This window comes from Micromonospora sp. Llam0 (assembly GCF_003751085.1).
GTDB lineage: Bacteria > Actinomycetota > Actinomycetes > Mycobacteriales > Micromonosporaceae > Micromonospora_E.
On the sequence record NZ_RJJY01000002.1, the window covers coordinates 357,985 to 381,219 of the forward strand.

30 protein-coding genes are annotated in these 23,235 nt (G+C 70.6%); 14 read left to right on the forward strand and 16 right to left on the reverse strand.

Annotation, left to right across the window (positions count from 1 at the left end):
- Positions 1-3 precede the first annotated feature (3 nt).
- Both EDC02_RS28665 and EDC02_RS28670 read left to right on the forward strand, forming a co-directional pair.
- Positions 4-777 carry an alpha/beta fold hydrolase gene (locus EDC02_RS28665; RefSeq protein WP_158632344.1) on the forward strand — a complete coding sequence of 258 codons (774 nt, stop codon included), beginning with the start codon at positions 4-6 and terminating at the stop codon, positions 775-777.
- Positions 778-779: 2 nt separating this feature from the next.
- The gene (locus EDC02_RS28670; protein ID WP_123605446.1) at positions 780-1,634 is read left to right on the forward strand and encodes an alpha/beta fold hydrolase; all 855 of its coding nucleotides are present in this window, start codon (positions 780-782) and stop codon (positions 1,632-1,634) included.
- A gap of 14 nt (positions 1,635-1,648) precedes the next feature.
- Here the strand turns inward: EDC02_RS28670 and EDC02_RS28675 are convergent, their stop codons facing one another.
- Together EDC02_RS28675 and EDC02_RS28680 are read right to left on the reverse strand one after the other, a co-directional pair.
- Complete coding sequence (locus tag EDC02_RS28675) at positions 1,649-2,554, reverse strand: LysR family transcriptional regulator (protein WP_123605447.1); 906 nt, start codon at positions 2,552-2,554, stop codon at positions 1,649-1,651.
- 383 nt (positions 2,555-2,937) lie between these two features.
- Positions 2,938-3,936: an NAD(P)-dependent alcohol dehydrogenase gene (locus EDC02_RS28680; protein WP_123605448.1), complete on the reverse strand. Its 999-nt coding sequence runs from the start codon at positions 3,934-3,936 to the stop codon at positions 2,938-2,940.
- A 193-nt stretch (positions 3,937-4,129) separates the two neighbouring features.
- Between EDC02_RS28680 and EDC02_RS28685 the strand changes: the two genes are divergently transcribed.
- Complete coding sequence (locus EDC02_RS28685) at positions 4,130-5,371, forward strand: sensor histidine kinase (RefSeq protein WP_123605449.1); 1,242 nt, start codon at positions 4,130-4,132, stop codon at positions 5,369-5,371.
- A gap of 28 nt (positions 5,372-5,399) precedes the next feature.
- On the forward strand, positions 5,400-6,065 hold the full coding sequence (locus EDC02_RS28690; RefSeq protein ID WP_123605450.1) for a response regulator transcription factor: 666 nt from the start codon (positions 5,400-5,402) through the stop codon (positions 6,063-6,065).
- A gap of 26 nt (positions 6,066-6,091) precedes the next feature.
- Here EDC02_RS28690 and EDC02_RS28695 read toward each other — a convergent pair whose 3' ends face one another.
- The 4 genes from EDC02_RS28695 to EDC02_RS28710 all read right to left on the reverse strand — a co-directional run bounded on the left by EDC02_RS28695 (position 6,092) and on the right by EDC02_RS28710 (position 7,588).
- Positions 6,092-6,394, reverse strand: coding sequence for a type II toxin-antitoxin system PemK/MazF family toxin (locus EDC02_RS28695; protein ID WP_148083670.1), 303 nt, complete (start codon positions 6,392-6,394; stop codon positions 6,092-6,094).
- An 11-nt stretch (positions 6,395-6,405) separates the two neighbouring features.
- The gene (locus tag EDC02_RS28700; protein WP_123605452.1) at positions 6,406-6,612 is read right to left on the reverse strand and encodes a ribbon-helix-helix domain-containing protein; all 207 of its coding nucleotides are present in this window, start codon (positions 6,610-6,612) and stop codon (positions 6,406-6,408) included.
- A 137-nt stretch (positions 6,613-6,749) separates the two neighbouring features.
- Positions 6,750-6,965 carry a hypothetical protein gene (locus EDC02_RS28705; RefSeq protein ID WP_233606492.1) on the reverse strand — a complete coding sequence of 72 codons (216 nt, stop codon included), beginning with the start codon at positions 6,963-6,965 and terminating at the stop codon, positions 6,750-6,752.
- On the reverse strand, positions 6,962-7,588 hold the full coding sequence (locus EDC02_RS28710) for a hypothetical protein (protein WP_123607187.1): 627 nt from the start codon (positions 7,586-7,588) through the stop codon (positions 6,962-6,964). Before EDC02_RS28710 ends, EDC02_RS28705 begins: the two co-directional genes overlap by 4 nt.
- Before the next feature lie 165 nt (positions 7,589-7,753).
- Between EDC02_RS28710 and EDC02_RS28715 the strand changes: the two genes are divergently transcribed.
- Both EDC02_RS28715 and EDC02_RS28720 read left to right on the forward strand, forming a co-directional pair.
- Entirely contained in the window at positions 7,754-8,608 is an 855-nt protein-coding gene (locus tag EDC02_RS28715) for a helix-turn-helix transcriptional regulator (RefSeq protein WP_123605454.1), read from the forward strand.
- 25 nt (positions 8,609-8,633) lie between these two features.
- On the forward strand, positions 8,634-8,831 hold the full coding sequence (locus EDC02_RS28720) for a DUF397 domain-containing protein (RefSeq protein WP_123605455.1): 198 nt from the start codon (positions 8,634-8,636) through the stop codon (positions 8,829-8,831).
- A 240-nt stretch (positions 8,832-9,071) separates the two neighbouring features.
- On the opposite strand, the gene EDC02_RS28725 is transcribed toward EDC02_RS28720, so the two are convergent.
- The 3 genes from EDC02_RS28725 to EDC02_RS28735 form a co-directional block, all read right to left on the reverse strand.
- The gene (locus tag EDC02_RS28725) at positions 9,072-9,464 is read right to left on the reverse strand and encodes a VOC family protein (RefSeq protein WP_123605456.1); all 393 of its coding nucleotides are present in this window, start codon (positions 9,462-9,464) and stop codon (positions 9,072-9,074) included.
- Positions 9,461-9,745, reverse strand: coding sequence for a helix-turn-helix transcriptional regulator (locus EDC02_RS28730; RefSeq protein WP_255500594.1), 285 nt, complete (start codon positions 9,743-9,745; stop codon positions 9,461-9,463). Before EDC02_RS28730 ends, EDC02_RS28725 begins: the two co-directional genes overlap by 4 nt.
- A 78-nt stretch (positions 9,746-9,823) precedes the next feature.
- A complete protein-coding gene (locus EDC02_RS28735) occupies positions 9,824-10,423 on the reverse strand; it encodes a TIGR03086 family metal-binding protein (protein WP_123605457.1) in 600 nt (199 codons plus the stop codon).
- A gap of 110 nt (positions 10,424-10,533) precedes the next feature.
- Here EDC02_RS28735 and EDC02_RS28740 point away from each other — a divergent pair, with 110 nt between their 5' ends.
- Together EDC02_RS28740 and EDC02_RS28745 are read left to right on the forward strand one after the other, a co-directional pair.
- The gene (locus EDC02_RS28740; RefSeq protein WP_123605458.1) at positions 10,534-11,127 is read left to right on the forward strand and encodes a TetR/AcrR family transcriptional regulator; all 594 of its coding nucleotides are present in this window, start codon (positions 10,534-10,536) and stop codon (positions 11,125-11,127) included.
- A 93-nt stretch (positions 11,128-11,220) separates the two neighbouring features.
- Complete coding sequence (locus EDC02_RS28745) at positions 11,221-12,054, forward strand: redoxin domain-containing protein (protein ID WP_123605459.1); 834 nt, start codon at positions 11,221-11,223, stop codon at positions 12,052-12,054.
- 46 nt (positions 12,055-12,100) lie between these two features.
- Here EDC02_RS28745 and EDC02_RS28750 read toward each other — a convergent pair whose 3' ends face one another.
- From EDC02_RS28750 to EDC02_RS28760, 3 genes are all read right to left on the reverse strand, one after another.
- Positions 12,101-13,012: an alpha/beta fold hydrolase gene (locus EDC02_RS28750; protein ID WP_123605460.1), complete on the reverse strand. Its 912-nt coding sequence runs from the start codon at positions 13,010-13,012 to the stop codon at positions 12,101-12,103.
- Positions 13,013-13,083: 71 nt separating this feature from the next.
- Positions 13,084-13,380 carry a hypothetical protein gene (locus EDC02_RS28755; protein WP_123605461.1) on the reverse strand — a complete coding sequence of 99 codons (297 nt, stop codon included), beginning with the start codon at positions 13,378-13,380 and terminating at the stop codon, positions 13,084-13,086.
- A 33-nt stretch (positions 13,381-13,413) separates the two neighbouring features.
- Positions 13,414-14,151, reverse strand: a complete 738-nt coding sequence (locus EDC02_RS28760; RefSeq protein ID WP_123605462.1) for a hypothetical protein — start codon at positions 14,149-14,151, stop codon at positions 13,414-13,416.
- An 83-nt stretch (positions 14,152-14,234) separates the two neighbouring features.
- On the opposite strand from EDC02_RS28760, the gene EDC02_RS28765 reads away from it, so the two are divergent.
- Both EDC02_RS28765 and EDC02_RS28770 read left to right on the forward strand, forming a co-directional pair.
- On the forward strand, positions 14,235-14,723 hold the full coding sequence (locus EDC02_RS28765; RefSeq protein ID WP_123605463.1) for a hypothetical protein: 489 nt from the start codon (positions 14,235-14,237) through the stop codon (positions 14,721-14,723).
- Positions 14,724-14,996: 273 nt separating this feature from the next.
- Entirely contained in the window at positions 14,997-15,440 is a 444-nt protein-coding gene (locus EDC02_RS28770) for a hypothetical protein (RefSeq protein ID WP_123605464.1), read from the forward strand.
- 78 nt (positions 15,441-15,518) lie between these two features.
- On the opposite strand, the gene EDC02_RS28775 is transcribed toward EDC02_RS28770, so the two are convergent.
- Complete coding sequence (locus tag EDC02_RS28775; protein ID WP_199757950.1) at positions 15,519-16,568, reverse strand: hypothetical protein; 1,050 nt, start codon at positions 16,566-16,568, stop codon at positions 15,519-15,521.
- Positions 16,569-16,748: 180 nt separating this feature from the next.
- On the opposite strand from EDC02_RS28775, the gene EDC02_RS28780 reads away from it, so the two are divergent.
- On the forward strand, positions 16,749-17,798 hold the full coding sequence (locus tag EDC02_RS28780) for a hypothetical protein (RefSeq protein ID WP_199757951.1): 1,050 nt from the start codon (positions 16,749-16,751) through the stop codon (positions 17,796-17,798).
- Positions 17,799-17,893: 95 nt separating this feature from the next.
- On the opposite strand, the gene EDC02_RS28785 is transcribed toward EDC02_RS28780, so the two are convergent.
- From EDC02_RS28785 to EDC02_RS28795, 3 genes are read right to left on the reverse strand one after another with little or no spacing between them, the layout of a single operon-like run.
- Positions 17,894-18,256, reverse strand: coding sequence for an MmcQ/YjbR family DNA-binding protein (locus EDC02_RS28785; protein ID WP_123607190.1), 363 nt, complete (start codon positions 18,254-18,256; stop codon positions 17,894-17,896).
- 40 nt (positions 18,257-18,296) lie between these two features.
- Positions 18,297-19,082, reverse strand: a complete 786-nt coding sequence (locus EDC02_RS28790; RefSeq protein ID WP_123607191.1) for a trans-aconitate 2-methyltransferase — start codon at positions 19,080-19,082, stop codon at positions 18,297-18,299.
- Positions 19,083-19,120: 38 nt separating this feature from the next.
- Positions 19,121-19,747, reverse strand: coding sequence for a GNAT family N-acetyltransferase (locus EDC02_RS28795; RefSeq protein ID WP_233606493.1), 627 nt, complete (start codon positions 19,745-19,747; stop codon positions 19,121-19,123).
- Between the two features lie 208 nt (positions 19,748-19,955).
- On the opposite strand from EDC02_RS28795, the gene EDC02_RS28800 reads away from it, so the two are divergent.
- From EDC02_RS28800 to EDC02_RS28810, 3 genes are all read left to right on the forward strand, one after another.
- The gene (locus EDC02_RS28800) at positions 19,956-21,275 is read left to right on the forward strand and encodes a hypothetical protein (protein WP_123605467.1); all 1,320 of its coding nucleotides are present in this window, start codon (positions 19,956-19,958) and stop codon (positions 21,273-21,275) included.
- 64 nt (positions 21,276-21,339) lie between these two features.
- Positions 21,340-21,981 carry a hypothetical protein gene (locus tag EDC02_RS28805; RefSeq protein WP_148083671.1) on the forward strand — a complete coding sequence of 214 codons (642 nt, stop codon included), beginning with the start codon at positions 21,340-21,342 and terminating at the stop codon, positions 21,979-21,981.
- On the forward strand, positions 21,978-23,048 hold the full coding sequence (locus tag EDC02_RS28810) for a protein kinase family protein (RefSeq protein ID WP_123605469.1): 1,071 nt from the start codon (positions 21,978-21,980) through the stop codon (positions 23,046-23,048). The genes EDC02_RS28805 and EDC02_RS28810 overlap by 4 nt, the downstream gene beginning before the upstream one ends.
- Positions 23,049-23,235 lie beyond the last annotated feature (187 nt).

A 23,235-nucleotide genomic window follows, 5' to 3' on the forward strand; every position in this document is an offset into this window, starting at 1 on the left:
GCGATGGATCGGGTCGATGTGCCGGGAGGTGTCCTCCGATACCGGGTACGGGGCGACGGGCCACCACTGATTCTGCTGTCGACGTTGTCTGGTGGCTGGACGCGCCAGGTGCCCGAGCTGAGCCGCGAGTTCACGGTCGTGACGTACGACATGCGCGGTTTCGGTGACTCGCCGTCGTCGACCGGTTTTCCCAGCAACGCCGAACACGCCGATGATCTGACGGTGCTGCTCGACCACCTGGGCCTCCCGACCGCAGTCGTTGTCGGAATGTCCCACGGTGGACTTGTCGCGCAGCACTTCGCGGCCAAGTACGCCGAACGGTTGGTCGGTCTCGGGCTGGTAGCGACCTTCGCCGCCCCGCACGGGCCGACCCAACTGTTGCTGCGCATGCTCTACGGGTTCCTGGAACGCGACGATCTGGCCAATTTCTGGGAAGTGCTGAGATGTTTTCTGTTCACCGCCCGTAACGCCGGATTTCTGTTGCGCCGCGAAACTGGGCTCAAACAGGCGATGTTCGACCAGTACCAGACGGCCAGTCTACGCAGCATCTACGGCCAGGCGATCGAACACGACAGCCGGGACTGGTTCGGCGGCTTGTCCTGCCCGACCGTCGTGGTCGGCGGCGCGGAGGACATGCTGTTCCCGCCGATACTCGCCGAACGGCTGGCCGGGCAGGTGCCCGGTTCGCGGCTCGTCATGCTACCGGCAGCTCACATCCCCCCGGTCGAGACGCCGCGCCCGTTCAACCAACTCCTACTACAGATGTTCGGACGGTAGCGATGGTGTCGGGCCTGCGGGAACTCGGACAAGGGCGGACGATCGCGCTCAGCACGGCGGACGTACACGTCTACGACACAGGCGTTCCGGACGGCCAGCCGGTGGTGCTGCTCCACGGGTTCCTGACCAACTCGGCGACGTGGCGGCACGTCCACGCAGCCCTCGCCGAGAATCACCGACTCGTCCTGGTGGATCTTCCTGGATCGGGTCGGTCACCGGATCCCCGGACGGGCGACTGGACGGCGGACCGCTGCACCGACATGCTGGCCGAGCTGTTCGACGTGCTCAGCCTCGCCTCCCCGGTCGTCATCGGTAGCCAGATGGGCGGATCGTTAGCCGCGTGGCTCGCGGCCAGGCATCCGACGCGGGTCTCCCGGCTAGTGGTGATGGCCGCCGGGGCGCTCGGTGAGGAGGCGGGCAATCTGTGGCTATACCGCCTGCTCGCCATGCCGGTGCTTGGGGGCGTCGTGGCCCGGGTATTTCCGCGCCGGCTGTTCGCGGCGAGGTGGGCTGCGGCGCACGGACCCGGATTCCGGCCAGAACCGGACGCCGTCGTCAGCTATCACCGGCAGTTGCGTATGCGAGGGCCAGCAATAGCTCGGTTCGGTCTCGGCATCCGCCGCAGCTACGGTCCGTCGTTCGATGTCCTGGTAGGTCCGTTGGCTGGGCTTCGTACCCCTACGCTGCTGTTGTTCGGCGCGGAAGATCGCCTTGTCCCGCCCAGCACGGGTCGGCGGTTCGCCGATCTGCTTCCCGACTCGCGGCTCGTGGTGCTGCCCGGGTGCGGAGACTTCCCGCAGGAAGAGAAGCCGGACGAGACCGTCGCCGAGATCACCGCCTTCCTGCGGGCCCGGTGACCGGACCCGCATGGTCAGCGACCTGCGACTCCCACCAACTCGGGCACGGTCGACGCCGCCACGACTGATGCCGACGTCACCAGGGCCGACGCCGCCGGGTGCCATGGTCGGTTCTGCGGACCGCTGAGCACGAGGGTCCGCTGCAACGTCACGGTCAACGGCACCATGAGCACGCCGTCGCCCTGCATCCCGTCAGCCAGCCCGGGAACGACGGAGACGCCGACGCCCGCGCGGATCATGGCGAACAGGGTGCTGAGTTGCCTGACCCGGTGGGCCGGCGTCAACGGGACGCCGGCCCTCCAGTAAAGCATCCGCAGTTGACGCTCACATCCACCGGCCGACAACAGGAAATCGTCGTCGCTGAGATCCAGCAGATCAATTTTCGGCTGATTCGCCAACGGGTGGTCGGCGCGCAGCACGGCATAGAAGCTGTCCGCGCCGAGCTGTACGCCGTCGTCGTGGCGGGCTGCAGGATCAACGAGTACGGCAAGGTCGACGGTCGCCTGCTCCAGCCACCCGTCGACCTCGTCGTCATCTCCTTCGAACAACGTCACCCGCACGTCGGGAAACTCGACACGCCACCGGTTGAGCAGCGTGGGCACCAGCCCGTGGCAGACGGTGGGCGGGGCGGCCAACACCAGCCGCCCGGCGACCTGGTCGTCACGCTGGTGAGCTAACTGCTCGACTGCGGCCACAGCGGTTACTGCGGCACGGGCATGTTCGAGGATCCGTTCCCCGAGCCGGGTGGGCGACGGAATCCCGGACCGGGTCAGGACCGGCCGTCCGGTGATGCGCTCCAACGAAGCGATGGCATGCGACACGGCGGACTGGCTGATTCCGAGCCGGGTGGCTGCGGCGCCGAAGCCGCCGGCGTCAACGACGGCCACCAGGGCGCGCAGGTGGGACACACCGATGGACATGGCGGCTCCTTGGGACAAGCCCTCGTATCTGTGTCTTTATCATGCCGGCCGCGCAGCGGCGCTGTCGCCCGGCGGCCGCGCTCCCGGCCACCGGGGCACCGGGGCACCGGGGCACCGGGGCACCGGATGGGTCGCGCCGAGCGCGGCGGCGACCGCTGACGACGCCTGGTCTGGCGTCGCCGGCAGTTCGACTCCCTGCGTACCTCGAATTCGTGTCCCATCCCGGACTCAGCCTCCCTGCAGGTCATCGACGCTCAGTGTGCTCTCGGTGTTGGTGCTCGGGTGCAGGGCGACGACCCGAGGGTGCGGTCGACCCGTAGAGGCCTTCTCATCAGTTACCGGTGAACAGCACGATCGTCATGCCCTCTCCATCGGTCAGGCGGTCACATGGTGACGACGACCTTGGCGCGGGCGTGTTCGGTCTCGACGTATCGGACGGCGTCCGGCACCTCGCTCAACCGGAACGTCCGGTCGACGACCGGGGTCAGCTTGCCCGCCTCGACCAGCTCCCGCAGCGCCGCGAGATGCCCACCGCCCGCCGTCGCCGACGGCGCGACGATGCGCTGCCTGACGAACCGCCCCACCAGCGGTCCGCGCAGCAGCAGACCCAGCGGCCCGAAGACACTGCCGCCGGTGGACACGCCGCCGCCGGACAGCAGCAGCGTCCCGTCACGGGTCAGCACCCGTCGGAAGTCGCTCAACGACCGGTTGCCGACCAGGTCGAGCAGCACGTCGTAGCGGCGGCCGGCCCGGACGGCATCGGTACGGGTGAAGTCGTCCCGGGTGTAGTCGACGACGTGGTCCGCGCCGAGCGACCGGACCAGGTCGACGTTGCGGGTCCGGCACACCGCGGTCACCTGCGCGCCGTACGCCTTGGCCAGCTGCACCGCGAAGGTGCCGACACCGCCGGACGCCCCGTTGATCAGGATGTGCTGCCCGGCCCGCAGGCCGGCGGCGTCGCGCAGGCAGACCAGCGCGGTGGTGGCGGCCAGCGGGACCGCCGCCGCCTGCGCGAAACTCAGGTTCACCGGTTTCGCCTCGACCAGCTTCTCCGCCACGCACAGGTACTCGGCGAACGCGCCGCCGTCGGGGCCGGCCTCTCCGTACACCTCGTCACCGGGGCGGAACCGGGTCACCGCGCCGCCGACCGCCTCGACCCGGCCGGCGAAGTCCTGGCCGCGCACGGCCGCGCGGGGCCGGCGCAGCCCGAACGACAACCGGGCGAGGTACGGGTCGCCGCGCATGATGTGCCAGTCGTACGCGTTGACCGAGCTGGCGTGCACCCGGACCAGCACCTCGCCGTCACCGGGGGTCGGGGTGTCGACGTCGCGCAACCGCAGCACGTCGGGTGCGCCGTACCGGTCCTGGACCATCGCCTTCATCGCTGGATCTCCTCACTGGATTCGCCGATGGTCACAGCATGTCGGCGGCGGCCGGGGTGGCGCGTCGGCGCGTCGGCGGCACCGCGACTGCGCCCGGCGCGGTAGCCCGGCGACCTCCTACTTCCCCGGGCGTACGCCGGGCTGCCGCCGTCGGGGCTGCCGCAGTCGAAGCCGGCCGGCCTACAGTGCGGGCATGAGCAGGTCGCACCCCGACACCGACGCTGGCCCGGCCGCGCCGGACAGGCGACCAGCAGCGCCGGGTGACGGTCCGACGGGGTCGCGACGCGGGCCGGGCCTGGCGGTGCTGACCGCGATCGGGCAGCCGGTCGGCACCGCGATCGCCGCGAGCTGGCAGTCCGGCGGCGTCTCGATCATCGGGTACGCGCTGCTGGTGTTCAGCGGGCTGGCGCTGGCCGACCGGCACCGGTCCCCCCGGCGCAACTTCCTGATCGTGGTCGCCGCGACCCTGGCGTACCACCTGCTGGACCAGCCGGCCGGGGTGACCCTGCTGGCGCCGGTGATCGCCGCGTCGGCCGCACGGGCCGCCGGCCACCGCTGGCTGGTCGGCGCGGCAGCGGTGACGGCGTACGGCAGCTGGGCCCTGGTCACCGGCGCGACACCGCGTCAGGCGGCGCTGGCGTTGGCGATGATCGTCGCCGCCGGGCTGATCACCGAGATCGGCACTCTGGTCGCCGACCGGGTCCGCGAGGGCGTCGCGGAGCAGCGCCGGCTCGCCGAGGAGCGGCAGCGCCGCCGGGCCACCGAGCAACGGCTGCTGATCGCCGCCGAACTACATGACGTACTCGGTCATCATCTGTCGCTGATCAACGTCCGGGCCGGGGTGGGTCTGCACCTGATGGACCGCGACCCGGAGCAGGCGCGCGCGGCGCTGGAGGCGATCGCGCAGTCCAGCGCGGAGGCGTTGCGCGAGGTCCGGGCGGTGCTCGATACGCTCTACCCGAGCGGCGAGGCGGCGCCGCGCGCCCCGGCACCGGGGCTGGACCGGCTCGGCGAGCTGACCGACGACGCGGCGGTGGCGACCCGGACGGTGATCGACGGTACGGCCCGGCCGCTGCCGGCCGCCGTGGACCGGGCTGCGTACCGGATCGTGCAGGAGGCGTTGACCAACGTGCGGCGGCACGCCGGGCCGGGTGCCGCCGCCACTGTCACCATCGGCTACCGGCAGGATGCGCTGATGCTGCAGATCGACGACGACGGCGCCGGTGCGTCCGGTGCACCAGGGCCGGCTGGCGTGCCGGGGCCGGCGGCGGCTCCCGCGCCGGCCGGTAACGGGATCACCGGGATGCGGGAGCGGGCCGCCGCGTTGGGCGGCGAGTTGACCGCCGGTCCGGCACCGGACGGCAGCGGCGGTTGGCGGGTACGGGCCCGCCTGCCGATCGGCCCTGATTCGTCGCCGCAGGAGGTCGCCGCGTGATCCGGGTGCTGTCTGTGGAGGTCGCTTCGTGATCCGGGTGCTGCTGGTCGACGATCAGGCGCTGGTCCGGGCCGGGTTCCGGGCGCTGCTGGCCGCCGAGCCGGACATCGAGGTCGTCGGTGAGGCCGGCGACGGCGCGCAGGCGGTCCGGTTGGCCGGGCAGACCCGGCCGGACGTGGTCCTGATGGACATCCGGATGCCCGGGGTGGACGGGCTGACCGCCACCCGGCAGATCGCCGCCGACCCGCGGCTGTCCGAGGTTCGGATCATCGTGCTGACCACGTTCGAGCTGGACGAGTACGTCGGCGAGGCGCTACGCGCCGGGGCGGCCGGGTTCCTGGTGAAGAACACGCAGCCGGCCGAGCTGATCCAGGGGGTACGGGTGGTCGCCGCCGGCGACGGTCTGCTGTCGCCGAGTGTGACCCGGCGGGTGATCGAGCAGTTCGCGGCCCGTACCGCCGCTCCGGCCGCACCTCGACGGTTGGCCGAGCTGACCGACCGGGAGCAGGAGGTGGTGGCGTTGGTCGGCACCGGGCTGTCCAACGACGAGATCGCCGCCCGGCTGGTGGTCAGCCCGGCGACGGCAAAGACGCACGTGTCGCGGGCGATGGTGAAGCTCGGTGCCCGGGACCGCGCCCAGCTGGTGGTGTTCGCGTACGAGGCCGGCCTGGTCCGCCCCGGCTGGCTGCCCTGACCACGCGCTCCTGAGCAGAGCGCTTGTTACAGACCAAGTAGGCGACGAAGCCCCTGATCGACCTTGGCGGCGAGCGCGGGAGTGATCCGGCCATGCCGGTGACCGAACGCTTCGGGGTCAGCGAATCGGATCCGGGACAGATCGATTGTGCCGCCGCCGGCCAGGTCGTTGGGCAGCGGCAGGAGGATGCCGGGCACGTCTCCGTCAGCGCGATCGTGGATCAACACGATCACCGGGTACTTACGGGTGTAGACGTCCGAGCTCACTACCAGCACCCGGATTCGTCGGCTACCGAGGGTGTAGTCGGCCACGTCACCTCGTACGGGCACGCCTGCTGTGGCTACCACGCGGCGTTGAATTCCGCGAACGCCGCAGCATCCTCGCCGGTGAGGGAGGCGTGCCAGGCAGCAGCGGCGTCGACGGCACGACGATCGAGGTACTCGCGGATCGCCTGAGCGACCAGAGCCGACCGGTTGCCACCAGCGACGGCGGCGACAAGCTCCTCGCCAAGATCGTCGTCAAGGGTGATCGAGATGCTCATGGTCATGCCGCTGACACTACCACCAATCGTGTCCGGAGCAGGATCACCGATCGCATCGGCGTGTTGGGAGTCGGCTCGATCCAAGGCTGTCGCCAGTTGGTCCTGGTCGCGTACGTGGCCGGCCTGGTCCGCCCCCCGGCTGCCTACCCTGACCGCTGCTCGGTCCCGTGCTGCTCGACATACCAGGCGGGCGGTTCGGGTGCGGCGGTGGTAGCGGTGATCCCGCCCCAGCGGTCGCGGCACACGTACGACAGGTCGGCGTGAATCCAGACACCGTCGTTGTCGCGCAGCACCGGCCGGCCGCAGTGCCGGCACGGCGCGACCCTCGGGTACGGCGGCGTCATGGGTGCGCCGGTCACGGCAGTGTGCCGTCGGCGTCGCCGGTGCCGGCGCTGTCGCCGTCACCGTTGCCGCCACCATCGCCGTCGCCGTCGCCCCAGCACAGCCCGCCGAGCCCGGCCGCCCGGTGGAACCCCGGGTGGTGGCGGACCTCCGCGCACACCTCACAGTCCGGACCACGTACCCCGCAGAACAACGGCTCGTTGAAGTTCCACGCCTCCGCCCGCGACAGCAGCGGCGCGTGCTCCCCCAACTCCGGGCACAGGATGGTCAACCCTTCGGCGTACGCGACGGCCTGCTCCCGCGCGGTGTCGAAGTCGACGGCGGCGAACGTCAGGTGCAGCGTGTACCGGCCGCGCCGGTCGTACCGCAACCAGTCCGGCAGGTTGCCGATCCCGCCCGGAGCATCGCCGCTGCCGTTGGCCCGCGCCGCCGGGCGGCGGCGCTCACGCTCGCTGAGGTAGCGGTTGACCAGCGCCTCGGCGTGCCCGACCGGGCCAACCCCGGGGCCGAGGGCGTGCGCGACGGCGGCCCGCGCCGGTTCGGACAGGTCAGCCCGATCGAGTACGGCGAACAGGTCCCGGTTGCGCTCGGTCGGGTTGAGGGTCGGGTCGGTCCAGCGTGCTGAACGGTTGTCGGTCACGGACACCTCCGAGGGCAGTGGTGACGGCGTCATCAGCCCTCAGCATGCATCCACGTTTGCAAAAATACAACGTCGCAATCAACTTCCGTTTGAGAGATCTGTGGTACATACTTCGATCCGAATCACGTCGCCGCTGCCAGACCCGCATCCCCCGGAGGTGTTCTCGTGGCACAGGTTCCGAGCCCGACGATCCGCGCTCGCCGGTTACGCCGGGAGCTGCGTCGACTCCGCGACTCGGCCGGCCTGACCGCCGAAGACGTCGCCCGCCGCCTGGGCTGGCACCGCACCAAGGTCATCCGGCTCGAACACGGCCACTCACGGATAACGCTCAAGGACACCGAGCAAATGCTGGCCCTCTACGAGACGTCCGATGAGGACCGCGAGTCGTTGAGCGCGCTCGCCAAGCAGGCCCGACAGAAGGGCTGGTGGAGCGCGTACGGTGATGTGCTGCCCGACGACTACGTCGGCTTCGAGGCGGAGGCCACCGCGATCAGCGCATTCGAGAGTCTGTACGTGCCGGGGCTGCTGCAGACCGAGGAGTACGCCCGCGCCATCATCCACGCCGGCCGCAGCACCGCCGACGCGGACGAGATCGACCGGCGGGTCGCCGCCCGGCTGGCTCGCAAGTCGCTGCTGTCGCGGGATGTGCCGCCGAAGCTCTGGATCGTCCTCGACGAGGCGGTGATCCGACGGGTCGTCGGCGGCCCGAAGGTGATGCGCAACCAACTCACCCGGCTGAGCGAAGCCTGCGCCCAGCCGTCGATCGAGCTGCAGGTCGTGCCGTTCGGCGCGGGTGCGCACGCCGCGATGGCCGGCCCGTTCACCATCCTCGCCTACGCCGACCCAGTCCTCGACCCGCCCATCGTCTACATCGAGAACGATGCGAACACTCTGTTGCTGGAGGAGGACACTCAGGTCGCGCGATATAAACTCATGTTCGACCACCTCCGCGCCAAGGCCATGGATCCCGACGAGTCCGGTCGGTTCCTGGCTCGGGCGGCAGAGGAGCTTCCCGACTGACCCGACCGGCCAGAGGAGACGCGGGATGACCGCCCCAGACCACTCCCGCGCCCACTGGCGCAAGAGCAGCCGCAGCAGCGCGAGCGGGTCAAACTGCGTCGAGGTGGCCACGCTGGCCGGCGGCACGATCGGCGTACGCGACTCCAAGGACCCACACGGCCCGGCACTCCTCTTCCCCACCGGGGCCTGGACCGCGTTCCTCACCACGGTGTCCAGCCGCTGACGCTCGACTGCCAGCTCGTCTGGGCGACCGCGTCGACCCACGTCTCGGCCTCACCGATGCTGACTTCTCCGCCATCCGCCAGTGGCTCGCAGCAAACGGCGCATCTCCCCCACGGCCATGATCAGTTGATGTTCTGCCGGGAGGTTGCCGGCGTGTCGCCCGGCAGGACGTCAACTGATCATGAGTCTCGGACCGTCGCCGCACCGCCTGACTTGGGAAGTGCCGCGTCGAGGTGAGGGCTCACGCCGGGCTGACCAGCTGGATGAGGTTGCCGCAGGTGTCGTCGAGGACGGCGCCGACGACCGGGCCCATCGGCGTGGGGGTCTGGACGAAGGTGACCCCGTCGGCCTGCAGCTCCCGGTAGGCCTCCGCGACGTCCTCCACAGCGAACGAGGCGGCCGGGATGCCCTGTTCGGCGAGCGACTGCTTGTACGCCTGGGCGGCCGGGTTCTCGTCGGGCTCCAGCAGCAGCTCGACGCCGTCCGGGGCGTCGGCGCCGACCACGGTCAGCCAGCGGTGTTCCCCGACCGGGAAATCGGTCTTGAGGACGAAGCCGAGTTTGTCGGTGTAGAAGGCCAGCGCCTTGGCCTGGTCGTCGACGAAGACGCTGGTCACGTAGATGCGGGCTTTCATGGCTTCTCCATATCGCTGAGTGGCCACCGCTCGATGATCGAGCGCAGCGGTCGGGTGTCGAGGTAGTGGAGTTTGGTGCGGCCGACCCGTTCGGAGCGGACGAGTCCGGCCTCCTCCAGCACGGCCAGGTGTTGCGAGATCGCCTGCCGGGTGGAGGTGGTGCCGTGTTCGGTGAGCAGGCGGGTGCAGATCTCGAACAGGCTCATCCCGCCCCTGCGGGCGAGCTCGTCCATGATCCGCCGCCGGGTCGGGTCCGCGAGTGCCCGGTAGAGGACCGCCACCCGGCCCACAATAGGCAAGTCTGTACTTGCATATCAAGTCCTACCGGTGGGAACCGGCGTCGTCGTATCGTCGGGCGGCTACCGCGCCCGGTTCCACGCCGACGCGTCCCGGCCCAGCAGGGCGAGCAACTCGGTCTGGCGGTCCGTGGTGGGCCCGACGTCCGGCACCGCCGCGAAGTATCTCGCCGGCAGGGAGCCCGCCACCGGCGCGAGATACGCGTGGGCGGCTTCGACCGACACCGGGTCGAGGGTCGTGTCGAGGCCGATCGCCTGGGTCAGGTCCCAGCTGTGCACCAGGTTGTCGTTGAAGCACAGGCCGGCCAGCCGCCGGCCCCGCATGTCGCCGGCCGGATGGTGGACGACGGTGTCGAGCACCCCGGGGCGGGAGAACGCCTCGACGGCGACGTCGACCGAGTGGCGTACCGCCGTGAGCGGATCGTCGGCCAGCACGTCGAAGTCCGGTCGGGCGATGTCGAGCCTGCCGAGTTCGGCCAGGTGGAGGCCGTCGAGCACCGGGACCACCGCGAGGTTGCCACGGACCACGTGATCAACCAGCGCGCGTACGTCCCACTCGGAGCACGGCGTCGGGGCGCTCCACTGGTCGGTGCCGATCCGTGCGACGAGGTCGCAGAAGTGCCGGCTGGCCTGCTCATAGAGCCTGACGAAATCGGTGGCGATGTCGCACCCCCATACCGCTGATCTGGACCGGACTCCACATCCGCTTTCTTGACCGTACGGTCAAGTTTATCTAGTCTGTTGACCAGACGGTCAAGAAGGCGGTTCACCTGATGGCACGAGACACCCGGGAGCGCCTGCTGCGCACGGCACGCGACCTCGTGCACGGCACCTCGCTGGCCGAGGTGAGCATCGAGGACATCTGCGCGGGGGCCGGCGCCCACCGGGGCAGCCTGTACCACTTCTTCCCGTCGAAGGAGGCGCTCGGCCTGGCGGTGCTCGACCTCAACTGGTCGATGGTGCGGGCCGTACTGGACGAGGCGTTCCAGGCCGAGTTCGAACCACTCGCCCGCATCGACCGCTCCATCGACGGGTTCGCCCGAATGCTCGGGCTGATGCGCGAGAAGATGGGCGCGACACCCGGCTGCCCGCTGGGCGACCTGACCGCCGAGTTGTCCACCCAGCCGGGGCCGGGCCGGGACCGCTCGCAGGACGTCCTGCGAGCCTGGGCCCACTACTTCGCCGACGCCATCCGGGAGGCTCAGGCCCGTGGCCAGCTGGCCCGGACCACAGACCCGGACGCAGCGGCGCTACGCGTCCTTGCCTACCTGCAGGGGTTGGCGCTACTGGCGAAGGTCTACGACGATCCCCGCCTCATGGCGAACGCCCGCACCACGGTCCGAGCACTCATCGACCAGGTCGACTGACCGCACGTCGACGACGACGTGCGGTTTCGCGTACCCGTCCAGTTGACTGATCGGTCAACTGCGGCCAGCTCGACGACACGAGGAGAATCAGCCATGGACAGGCCAGCATCGACGACCGGCAGCCGACCCACCGCCACGCCAGGGTCCGCGTACCGGTTCGACCGCTTCACCACCGCGTTGCTCATCGACGACATGTTCTTCCGCGCCGACGCGCCCGGCGCCGGCAACCGGGTGCCGGAGTTCGATCTGCCCACCCTGGACGGTGGGCGGTTCCGCAGTGCCGACCTGGGGCCGCTGCCGGTGCTGATGGTGTTCGGATCACGCACCTGCCCGGTCACCGAGAGCGCCGGCCCGATCCTGCGCGCCCTGCACGCCGAGTTCGCCGGCCAGGTACGGTTCGTGCTGGTCAACACCCGCGAAGCACATCCCGGCGAGGTGTTCACCCAGCCACGGACCACGCCGGAGAAGTGGGCACACGCCCAGGAACTGCGTACCCACCACGGGTTCACCTTCGAGGTCGCGGTCGACGACATCGACGGCGACCTGCACCGGGCCATGACCCCGAAACCCAACTCGGCCTACCTGCTGAGCCCTACCGGCGTCATCGTCTACCGAGCACACTGGGCAAACGACGGGCGCGGGTTGCGGTCCGCACTCACCCGGGCGTCCGCCGGCCAACCGCCCGTACGGGATGCCAGCAGGGCGATGGTGCGACCGTTGCTGCGGGCGGTCGGCCACCTGCCCGGCGTGGTGGCCTTCGCCGGACGCGGCGTCGAACGCGACGTCTGGCGCGCGGCGGCGCCGCTGGCGGTCCTCGGTCGGCTGTCACGGCTGTTCCGTCGGCTTCCCGCCGACCGACGCGGCCCAGCTGCGGCGGGGCTGCTACTGATCATCGTCGCGGTTGTCGGGGGTCTGCTGCTGCGGTGACACCGCTGCCCGCCGTCGTGTCCGGCGGCGGGCATCCGATGGCCGGTCACACTCCGGCTGGGTGCTCGGGGACGCGTGCCTCCTCGCCGGCCAGGAACCGCTGGACGGACCCGGTGTACCCGATCGGGATGTGCCCGGTGCCGGGCAGCAGGACGACGGCCGCTTGCGGCAGCAGTCGACGCACCCGGCGGGCGGTGTGCCGGGAATCCAGCAGCCGGTCCTTCGCTCCGGCGACGACCAGCAACGGGACGGCGAGGCGGCGCAGTCCGTCGTCGCCGAAGACCGGTAGCCGGTTGCGTCGCGACCGACAGCTCCGTTGGATGAGCAGCAGGAAGTCGGCCAGCTCCGCCGACACAGACACCGCCATGGCATCGGACGTCGCCGGGGGCGGGGGCGGGGGCGGGCCGAGTACGAGTCGGACGGCCGCGCGCCGACCCCACTCGCCGAACGGCAGGAGGAACAGCGACCCGATGACCGCACCGTACTTCTGCCGCCCGATTCCGCCTGGTACGAGCAACGCGAGCCGGGTGATCCGCTCCGGTCGGCGCTGCGCGTAGTCGAGCGCCAGCCACCCGCCCAGCGAGGCACCGACGAACGCCGCCTGACCGATGTCGAATGCGGCCAGCACGTCATCGAGCCACTCGGCGTAGCTGCCGGAGGTGAGCGGGGGCCGCGACGGCGCGCTGAGCCCGGGTTCGCCGATGACGTCGACGGCGTACACCCGGTGGGTCTGCGCCCAGGTCGCGACGTCCCCGATCCACGCCGCCGAGTTGAAGCTGCCGCCGTGCAACAGGACGACCGGCGGGGCGTCCCGGGGACCGCAGACGATCACGAACGTATCGCCGTGCCGGGTGGGAACCGTCGACTCCGTCGCCGGCACCGGCCAGCGCCGCAGCAGCGCCCGGTACCGCTGCTCGACCGCGCGGCGCGCACCCTCGGACCGGTAGATCGGACTCATCGTCCACCTCGACGTCGACGAAGAGCGACATTTTTCAGCAGCACCATGGCGCTAAGATACTTCAAACTTCCCTACGAAACAACAGGATAGGGAAGCATGGGGAGTGAAGGGCTGCTCTGGTCTGGCCGGTCTAGGCACTCACCAGGCAGCAGCCGACGACGAACAGGACGGTCCCGAGGAGCAGCGGCGGCCACGGCCACCCGCTCCGCCACCGCCGACGACGACGCGCCGTCCCCGGCGGTCAGCTGCGGCGTACTGGAGACGAGCTCCGTCAGCCTCCGTAGCGTCCGTATCCGGTAGCCCAGATAGAAGGACACCATCAGCGTCACCACGCTGGCCGCGAGGACGGCCAGGACGATGATCTCCACGGGCACCGCTCCGTTGCCTCGATCGTCCGCCGGTCAGGTACCTGCCGGTGCCGGGTCGTCGGTGCCGGTCGTCGACAGCGCGCTGGCGAGTTCGATGGTGGCGGTCAGCCGTTCGCTGATTGCCGGTAGCCGTGGCCAGCCGTACAGGACGACACGCATCGCCCGGCCGTCGACCCGGATCGGCTCATGGTCCAGCCCACCCAGCTCGCGCAGTCGATGCAGGGCGCGACGCACCGGGCCGGTCGACAGCCGACGGAGGGCATCGGGACCGGCGTACGACACGATCTTGAAGGTCTGCTCGAACCGAGCCTTTTCGTCGGCTTCCTGACCGGTCGACCCGGGCCGGAGCAGGGAAAAGACCTTGAACCGGCGGCGGATCTCCATGGCCGGCACCGGGACGGCCAGCCCGACGAGCAGCACCGTGTAGCGCAACGTCCCGTCGTTGTCGCCGTGCACGCACCAGATCAGGGCTGCCTGATGGCCCGCCTGCTGGCTGGCGAGCGAACAGCAACGTTTCTCGTCCGGCACCACCGTGCCGAGGCCCCACCGGGTCAGCTCCGGCGCGGGCTCGGACTCGACCCATCCGGTCCGGGCGGCCTCCGGCAGCAGATCGGCCCGCAACTGCTGGACGAGCTGGGCGTCGCGCAACTGCTCACCGCGTACGAGCAGCCAGATCAGCCCCAACACCACGAGACCGCCCCCGGCGGCGATCGCGACGACCCACCCGAACGCCGCCCACCCCGATATCACTTCTTCGGCTGCACGGACCATTGGCGCTGACCCACCTTCACACCGGTGACCGCTCTGCGCTCACAGTGACGCATCGATGCAACAGGGCATGTCAGGATGTGGTTGTGTCCTACCCCCCTCACCATCCCGGCTACCCGCAGATGCCCGGTGCCGTGTCCCTCCTGATCGCCTACCCACATCCGATCGCACCGCCGCCGGGCTGTGCCGTGCTGGTCGTCTCGGTCAACCGGGGACCGTACCTGGTGCCTGCGACGGCGGCGGGCAGGTTCAAGGTCGACGGCCGGGACGTCCCGATCCCCGGGGAGGGCACCTGGCACGTGGCGGTGCCGGCCGGCCAGCACGACGTCCGGTACACCGATTTCATGGGAGTGCCGGTAATCACCACGACGGTCGTCGCGCACCCCGGCGCGGCGCATCCGTTGTCGTTCCGGTTCGGCGGCTGGCGCAACCGCGTCCACGACGGGTACGGCACCGACGTGACGAAGTTCGGGATGTGGTCGAACTATCTGATCGCGTTGGTCGCGCTCGTCGTGTTCGGGGTGCTGTGCTGCGGCGGTTTCGGGGTCGTCGGCGCGCTGTCGGGATCGTTCTGACCGGCTGAGGTTACGGCCGCAGCCCGCGGGCCAGGGAACCGAAGTCGCTGCGTACGCGTCCAATCGCTGTCTGATCCGACGCCCCTCGCCAAGGAGGTGGCCATGCAGCACCATCGGAGGTACACCGGAAGGCTCGCTCTTGTCCCGCTCGTCGTGGCGCTCGCCGCCGCTGGCTGCGCGGGCCCCGGCGCAGGTAGCTCACCTGGCACGGATGGGTCTGCCGGTCCGGTCGGCGCGGCCAGCTCCGGACCGGTTCCCGAGGAGGGGGCGACCATGAATCCCGCTCCGACCAACAGCACCGACCGGCTCGGCTGCGGGCAACCGTTCGAGACGCCGGGCGACGGCGTGCTGACCGTCGACGGGCGGTTCCCGTCGACGGCGTCCGGCACCGACCGCGCCGTCACCGGCACCGTCGAGGTGACCAGTCGACGCGCTGTCCGTGGCGTGGTCAGCCCGGGGGCCGAGGTGTTCCTGGTCCGGCAGGGCGCGGTGGCGGCGGTTCCGACGGCGCAGGACCTGATCGGTGTCCAGTGGGATCTGGCGGCCGGCGACGTCGAACGGTTGCCCGGCGACGTACCGCTGGTTTCCTGCGAACCGGCCGGCGGACCGGTTCCGGCTGGTGACTACGAGCTGTACGCGCGGGTGGTGATCGTCCCGGACGGCGGCACGGACCGGCTGGTGTCCTTCGGTGGCCCGTGGCCGCTACGGGTCACCTGAGGACGCGACCGAGGGCCGGACGAGGCTGGGCCGGGGACCGCTGGATGGTCCCCGGCCCTTTCAGCGGTGGGTACGGGGTCAGCCGGTGACGATGCTGACGCCGTACGCGGCTGCGACGTCGATGTAGCGCTCCGCGTAGCTGGTGACGCCGTTGCCGGCGATCACGTTGCCCCGGATCCAGGCGCCGCCCGAGGTGTCCTTGACGTAGAACGGGCTGCCCGAGTCGCCGCCCGCCGGCTGGGTGCCGCCGTTGAAGACGATGACCGGCGACTTGCAGCCGGTCGAGGTGCACACCTGGCCGGTGATGCTGGTCGCGGTGTGCCCGCAGTGCTCGCCGGTGGTCCGCCCGCTGTGGCAGTAGTCGGAGAAGCCGACGTACGCGGTGCCCGCCGCCACCACCGGGGCGCTGGAGGTGCTGGTCACCCCGCCGGTGAAGATCCGACCCGAGTAGGACCGGCCGCCGACCAGCTCCATGTCCTGGGCGTGGCCGCTCACCGTGGGCAGCCGCCGGTTCGACACGGTGCCGTACGGGTTGGCACCCGACTCGGTGAGCACGTTGACACCGTTGGCGAAGCAGTGTCCGGCGGTGACCGAGAAGCGGGTGCCGGCACCGTTGCGCACCGCGTACCCGGCCGAGCACCAGGCCACCCCGGCGGTCTGGGTGATGCCGCCGCCACCCCAGTACGGCTGGATGTCGTCACGGCGGTGCCAGAAGTCGCTGATGGTGGACCGGCCCACCTGTACCTCGCTGGCCGCCCGCAGGTGTGCCGCTGAGGTGCCGGCCGGCTTGATCAGCGCGGCCACCAGGTCGGCGGGCGCGTCGGTGTCGACGACGATCTTGCCGGTGGTGGCGTCGAGGTAGCTGCCGAACGTGTACTTGGTGCTGTGGGTGGCGACGTAGTCGGCGATCCGGCGTTGGATCGTCTCCAACGTCGCGGTCGCGGCGGCCGACGCGGCCACCGTGGCACGGGCGGTCCGGTCCGGAGCCAGCCGGTCGTCGAGCCGGGCGACGGCTGAGCCCGTGGTCTGCTTGCCGCTGTCCGGGGCGGCATGCGCCGCGCTGGTGCCGAGCATGGTCAGCGCGACGGCAGCCGCAGCGACGGCGCTGGCGAGCGCTCTCTTCCTCACGTACATGATTCCTCCGTATACATTGCGGCCGGATACCGCAGCTTGCGGCCGGATACCGCAGCTTCTCGAATAAGAGTCGACGAACCCACAAGATCGATAGCGGTATGTCAATGTTGAGACAGTCCGGATACACGCGCCAATGCAAACGTGACAAAACATTCTCGTCTGCGACCAGGCCCGGTGACTACTGGGCACAATCAGGTTCCTGCTCGCCGAGCGAAGAAAACTGTCACACCGCGATCGGAAACGCGCCATTCACCGTCGGACCCTGCGGCCGGCTCACCGCTGGTCGACATCGAGCAGCTGTTTCCCGAGCTGAGGGAGCACGCGGCCACCGCCACCCGGCTGCACCCCCACCCCGGGCAGCCGGGCCCGGACGACAGCTCGATCGGCGGTCCGCTGCGCTGGCCGGCCGACGAGTTTTGGCCGTACTGCACCGGCCGGGAGCACTACGTCGACCGGCTACTGACCCCGGAGACGGTACGCCGGATGCGCCGGATCTACGCGGCGGCCACCGCACGCGCGGCAGCCACCGGCCAGCCGTACCGGCTGACCGACGCGGAGAATGCCGACGTGCCGGAGTTCGACTACACCGAGCCGGTGTCGTTGGCGAAGACGCCGATCGCGCTGGTACCGGTGGCCCAGCTGTACCGGCACGATGTCGCGGACCTCACCGGCCCACCGGACGCGGACCTGCTGCAGGTACTGTGGTGCCCACTGGACCACCCCGACAACGGGTACAGCCCGTGGGTGGAGCTCCGCTGGCGGCGGACCGCCGACCTCGGCGAGCAGCTGGCAACGGCGCCGGAGCCGGTGGTGGTCAACGAGAACTACCTGCCGACGCCGTGCCTGGTGCGCCCGGAACAGGTCCGCGAGTACCAGTACGTCGGACTTCTGCCGGAGAATCTCAAAAAGCAGTTGTACGCCTGGGAAAAGCAGTCCGGGCACAGTTATCAGGCCGACTTGTCGCTCGCACCGGGCTGGAAGATCGGCGGTTTTGCCAACTGGTCACTCTCCGACTGGCACCCGGTCGACTGCACCGAGTGCGGGGCGGCTATGACGTTGCTGCTCACCGCGAGCTCGGGCGAACAAAACGGCAGCGCCCGCTGGCGGACCGCCGACGATCCGGACGGCAACCCGGTTGATGTACTCATCGGTCGGGGTTACACCCTGCACGTCTTCGCCTGCCCGACCTCACCGACGCACCCGCCGGCCACCGTGATGCAGTGAGGGCGGTCGCTCGGCGGGCAACCATCGCCCGCCGCGACGGCCGTGCCGGGTCACGGTGACCGTCGCACTGGACTCCTGACCGGCACGAGGCGGGCTCACCCCGACGGCAGGTCCACCCCGTCCGGGGCGCGCATCCGCCAGGCGTCGGTGACCAGCTCGGCGAGCCGGTCGACGTCGACCCGCGCCAACCGGAGCATCACCAGCGGCAGTCCGTCGTAGCCGGGTGTGGTGAAGAACAGGTCGGGCTCGCCGAGCAGCAACGCTTGCTTCTCCGCCTCGTCGCCGACGTACAGCACGGCGACGTCGGTCCGGATCACCCGTGGCTTGCCGGGCCGGCGCTCCGGATAGGACCAGACGAAGCCCTTGCCTGCGACCCGGAAGTCGAAGCCGTCGCTGTCGATCTCGACGACCTGCGGCAGCGCCGACGCCAGCCGGCGGACGTCGTCGGCGTCAGCCATCGAGGCACCCGCACCGCACCGCACCGCGCACACCCACAGGTTAGCCAGCCGGCTTCGTCGCCACCACGAACACCCGTCGGAACGGGAACGCGACGAGCCCGTCCCGGGCCGGGTACCGGGCCGTCAACTCCTCGCCGAGCCGTCGATAGAACGCGGCCCACCCCGCATCGTCGAGGGCGGCCCGGACCGGCCGGGCGGCGGTCCCCTCGACCCAGGCCAGCACCGGATGCGCCGCCGGATCGGCGTCCCCGGCCGGCAGCAGATGCAGGTACGTGGTCTCCCAGGCGTCGACCGTACAACCGGCTCGCAGCAGTCGGGCGGCGTAGCCGGCCGGGTCGAGCACCGCGTCGCCGCCGCGGATGTCCGGCAGCCGATCCCGCCAGCGAGCGTCCGCCGCGACCGAACGGATCGCCTGGTGCGACGGGGCGTCGAAGTTGCCCGGCACCTGGAAGGCCAGCACCGCACCGGGTCGCAACCGGGCCGCCCACCGGTCGAGCAGGGTGGGATGCTCGGGCACCCATTGCAGTACGGCGTTGCAGATCACCGCGTCGACGTCCGGGCCGGGTTCCCAGTCGGCCACGTCGCCGACGTCGAACCGGACCGGTGACCCGAGCGCCCGAGCAGCGGTGATCATCTCGGTCGACGAGTCGATCCCGGTCACGACGGCTTCCGGCCAGCGGTCCGCAAGGTGGACGGTGAGGGTGCCCGGCCCGCAGCCGAGGTCGACGACCACGGCCGGGTCGGCGGCGGCGACCCTGGCCAGCAGGTCAGCGAACGGGCGGGAGCGATGATCAGCGAAGCGCAGGTAGGCGGCCGGATCCCACATCGCTGTCTCCTCCCGGCCGATCCGATGTCCGACCGTTGTCACGGCCGGGCCGGTGTCCGACCGTCACGGTACGCCGCCCACTCGTCGGCGAGCATCGCGAAGTCGAGTTCCGTACTCCATTCGCCTTTGAGCAGTTCGCTGCGCACCAGCCGGGCCTCCTGACGCATCCCGAGACGCCGGGCCAGCCGGGCCGACGCCTCGTTGCGCTCGTCGACCCGGGCCACGATCCGGTGCAGGCCGAGCTGGTCGAAGCCGAGGGCGAGCAGCGCCCGTGCCGCCTCGGTGGCGAAGCCCTGGCCGGCGGCGTCCGGGTGTACGACGTACCCGATCTCGCCGCCGCGATGGACCCGGCTACGCCAGAAAAGCACGACGTCACCGATGAGCCGACCGGTCGCCGCCACCTCGACACCGAGGGTGAGGGCCTGGCCTTCGTCGGTGAGGCCGGTGTTGGCCCACTGGGTGGCGAGCCGCTGGACGACGACGTCGCGGGTCATCGGCTCGAACGGCACGTACCGGCAGACTGCCGGCAGGCTACGGTAGGCGAACAGCTCCTCGACGTCGTCGCCGGTCAGCGGACGCAGCAGCAGCCGCTCGGTGCGGACCGGATAGTCGGGATGCAGGGCAGAATATTCGGGATGCAGGGCGGACGGCTGCACGGTCGGCACGCCGCCCATCCTGCCACCACGCCCACCGTCGATCGCCCTGCCACCACACCCGCCGCCATCCGATTTGCTGGGCTGTCCAGCAGTCAGGCCAGCCGGTCGACGGAGGTGAGATCCAGCTCACACCGACGCTCAAAGCCGGGCCCGTCGCCCGGTCCGTCTTGCCGGTTGTGAACGACGACAGGAACGAAGACAGGACGGTGCGACGACGGTGACGGGTCGGATTCTCTTCGTGGAACTGCGCCGTACCGCAGTGGTGTGGTTCGGTGTCGGGCTGGCGATCGTGGCGGCCTGGTCGGCCACCGACCCCGAACGCTGGGACGGGTACTGGATGGCCGGGGTGCTGGCCCACCACAGCGCACTGGACCTGATCTGGCCGCTCGTGCTCGCGGTCGGTGCCACCTATGGCCGGCGGGATCAGGCCAGCAGGATGGCCGAGCTGGTCGCGACGAGCGCCCGACCGGGCCTGGTCCGGGTGGCGCCCCGGGCGGTTGCGGTCGTCGGCTGCCTCGCCGGCGGATACACCGGCGGAGTGATCGAGGTGCTGGCCCGCGCGGTGCTGGCCGCCGACCATCAGCCGACCGGCTGGGTCTGGCCGGTGCTGCTGGGCGCGGCGAGCGTCGCGGCGGCAGGTCTGCTCGGCCTCGGCCTGGGTCGGCTGCTGCCGTCCCGGCTGACCGCCCCGCTGCTCGCCGTAGGTGCGCTCGCCGTCGTCGTCGGACTGCATCTGCTCGCCGAGAGCACCGGCAGCCGGGTCCCGCTGCTCGGTCCGGCGTTCCTCGGACCGGCCGACGGCTACTCCACGATCGACGGCCGGGCCGTCGTGGGCAAGCTGGTGTGGTTCGTCGCCCTGGCGGCGACCGGGTGGGCGCTGTACGCCGCCGCCACCCGCCGATCCCGGCTGCTCGCCGTGCTACCGGGCGTCGTCGGGCTGCTCGTCGCCCTGATCGTGCTGCCACCGGTCGACGAGGCCGCCCACCCCGACCTGCAGGCCACCGGGCTGGTCTGCGCTGACGGGACGCCCCGGGTCTGCGTCAGCCGGGTCGACGCATCGGCGCTGCCCGAGCTGGTCGGGCCGGCCCGGCGGGCGTTGACCCTCCTGGCCAAGCTGCCCGACCCGCCGACCGCCGTGGTGCAGCAGGTCAGCCCGCACGGCACCGCGATCGCGCAGCGCCGGGACACCGTCCACTTCGAGCTGCTCATCTACGGCGACGGGACGATCGCCTCCGGGCTGCCCACGCTCGAAGCCGAGATTCTCGACGGCGCCGGCACCTGGGCGTGCGGTGCCGCCCTCGACGACGTCGACGGTTGGGAGCCGATCCAGGCGGCCCGAGCGGCGGCCGGCCTCTGGCTGCAGGGCCGGGACGCGGCACCGGACGAGTTCTGGCACCCCGTACAGGGCATGGTCGAGGAGGCGCTGGCCACGCTGCGGTCGCTGCCGGCGGACGAGCAACTGGCCCGGGTCGCCGCACTTCGGCAGGCCGCGCTGGACTGCCGACCCGACCTCTACGAGGTGCTGACCGCCACCTGACGCGGACCGAAACTGACCGATGTCAGGGCGCACGTCTTGTTGCGGCACGGTCCACAATGTGACAATGGCGCAGAGGGCTGACCACGACCAGCCGACACGCACGCGGGGGCGCGAGTTCTTTCAGCTGGCGATGGTCGTGGCGGCCTGGACGGTGGTCGCCGGAGTTCATCTGTTCGGCGTACGGATCGCCAACCTGTGGTTGCTCGCACCAGTGGTGTACGGACTGGTCTGGCTGCTTGCCATGGTGGCCACGACGACGTTCGTAGTGATCGCCTGGCGACGGCGACGGCGACGACGGGCGGCGGCGGCCGGCGCGGTGGCCATCGCGGCTCTGGCGGGCGGGGGTGTGGTCGCCGTCGACTGGACGTACGCCTACGCGCACGGCCAGTTCCGGCTCCACCGCGAGGACTTCGCTGCCATCGCGGCTCTCGCGGATGCCGGCGGGCTCGACTCCGACGAGTACTACGGAGCCCTGTTGCCAGACGATCTGCGGCACCTGTCGGTCACGGGGAGGGCGGCCTGGATCGGCCCGCGCGGGGAGGACCGAAGCGCACTGTTCCTTCCGACGTGGACAGGGATTCCGGATGGCGGGGTCGGTTACCTCTACCGCACGGCAGCGCCGGCGCACGACATCGGGTTCGACTGCTTCGCCGACCCCTGCCAGGTCCGATGGACACTGGGTGACGGCTGGCAGTGGGTAGGTTGAGGCGCGACCAGGCACGGGCAGCCCGGGACCGTACGGTCGGTGCCTGCCTGGCCGCGCTCGACGACGACGAGCTTGCCGACCTGCTGACCGGAGCGACCCCGGTCGGCACCGGTATGGGCGGCACGACGGCGACCATGTCGGTCGCCGGCGTACCGGTGTTCGTCAAACGGGTGCCGCTGACCGAGGTGGAGCAGGGACCAGGCAACTTCGGCTCGACCCGCAACGTCTTCGGGCTTCCGACCTTCTACCAGTACGGATTCGGCTCCACCGGATTCGGCGCGTGGCGGGAACTGGCAGCGCACCAGTTGGTCTCGGACTGCGTGCGGCAGGGCCGGTTCGCCGGCTTCCCGCTGCTGCACCACTGGCGCAGACTGCCGCGACCGGCGGTGGCTTCGGCGCCCACACCGTTGTCCACGGAGGATTCGATCGACACCTGGGTACGCCGCTGGGGCGACTCGGCGGCGGTGCGGGACCGGCTCACCGCAATCGCCGAGGCGTCGGCCAGCCTCGTGCTGTTCATCGAACACATCCCGTACCAGGTGGACACCTGGCTGGCCGAGCAGGCCCGCTCCGACGATCGGGCTGGTCCTGCGGATCGGATCGCCGCCGCATACGACCTGGTCGACCGGTCGTTGCGGGCTGGGACGCGGGTCATGTCGGCGCACGGTTTCGTGCACTTCGACGCACACTTCCGCAACTTGCTGACGGATGGCCGGCGGATCTACTTCGCCGACTTCGGCCTGGCGGTCCACTCCGGATTCGAGCTCAGCCCGGCAGAGTCGGACTTCCTGCACCGGCACCGCGACTACGACCGGTGCTACACCGCCGCCCACCTGACGTTCTCGCTGATCGGCAACGCGCTCGGGCTGGCCTGGCCGGACGGCCTCGAATACCTGCGGGCCGGCCGGGCGGCCGGCTATCCGGACCTGCCGGCGGCAGCCCGCGCACTGGTGCGGCGGGACGCGCGGATCGCCGAGACCATGGGGAGCTTCTGGCACCGGATGCTCCAGGACCGGACGACGTCCTACCCGTACGTCGAACTCGAAGCGGCGCTCGCGGCGCGGTGACCACCGGTTGGGACACCGACGGCGGTCGGCCACCGGTACCGGCTCCGGTCGCCGATCGACGTCGAAGATCCCCGTTTCGGATCGTGAGGGGTTGACGGCGGGGAGTCATCGACATCAACATGTTCGCCATTGGCGTTCAGCGATCTTCGATGCCAACCGGTTGATCCCGGCCCTGCGATCCAGGAGA

Bases quoted from the DNA above. Each gene is read 5' to 3' on its own strand.
- EDC02_RS28700 (WP_123605452.1), bottom strand. From the start codon at position 6,612: ATGACCATGAGCATCTCGATCACCCTTGACGACGATCTTGGCGAGGAG.
- EDC02_RS28805 (WP_148083671.1), top strand. From the start codon at position 21,340: ATGGCGCAGAGGGCTGACCACGACCAGCCGACACGCACGCGGGGGCGC.
- EDC02_RS28670 (WP_123605446.1), top strand. From the start codon at position 780: ATGGTGTCGGGCCTGCGGGAACTCGGACAAGGGCGGACGATCGCGCTC.
- EDC02_RS28785 (WP_123607190.1), bottom strand. From the start codon at position 18,256: ATGGCTGACGCCGACGACGTCCGCCGGCTGGCGTCGGCGCTGCCGCAG.
- EDC02_RS28685 (WP_123605449.1), top strand. From the start codon at position 4,130: ATGAGCAGGTCGCACCCCGACACCGACGCTGGCCCGGCCGCGCCGGAC.
- EDC02_RS28675 (WP_123605447.1), bottom strand. From the start codon at position 2,554: ATGTCCATCGGTGTGTCCCACCTGCGCGCCCTGGTGGCCGTCGTTGAC.
- EDC02_RS28770 (WP_123605464.1), top strand. From the start codon at position 14,997: ATGAATCCCGCTCCGACCAACAGCACCGACCGGCTCGGCTGCGGGCAA.
- EDC02_RS28740 (WP_123605458.1), top strand. From the start codon at position 10,534: ATGGCACGAGACACCCGGGAGCGCCTGCTGCGCACGGCACGCGACCTC.
- EDC02_RS28665 (WP_158632344.1), top strand. From the start codon at position 4: ATGGATCGGGTCGATGTGCCGGGAGGTGTCCTCCGATACCGGGTACGG.
- EDC02_RS28725 (WP_123605456.1), bottom strand. From the start codon at position 9,464: ATGAAAGCCCGCATCTACGTGACCAGCGTCTTCGTCGACGACCAGGCC.
- EDC02_RS28790 (WP_123607191.1), bottom strand. From the start codon at position 19,082: ATGTGGGATCCGGCCGCCTACCTGCGCTTCGCTGATCATCGCTCCCGC.
- EDC02_RS28750 (WP_123605460.1), bottom strand. From the start codon at position 13,012: ATGAGTCCGATCTACCGGTCCGAGGGTGCGCGCCGCGCGGTCGAGCAG.
- EDC02_RS28680 (WP_123605448.1), bottom strand. From the start codon at position 3,936: ATGAAGGCGATGGTCCAGGACCGGTACGGCGCACCCGACGTGCTGCGG.
- EDC02_RS28720 (WP_123605455.1), top strand. From the start codon at position 8,634: ATGACCGCCCCAGACCACTCCCGCGCCCACTGGCGCAAGAGCAGCCGC.
- EDC02_RS28745 (WP_123605459.1), top strand. From the start codon at position 11,221: ATGGACAGGCCAGCATCGACGACCGGCAGCCGACCCACCGCCACGCCA.
- EDC02_RS28760 (WP_123605462.1), bottom strand. From the start codon at position 14,151: ATGGTCCGTGCAGCCGAAGAAGTGATATCGGGGTGGGCGGCGTTCGGG.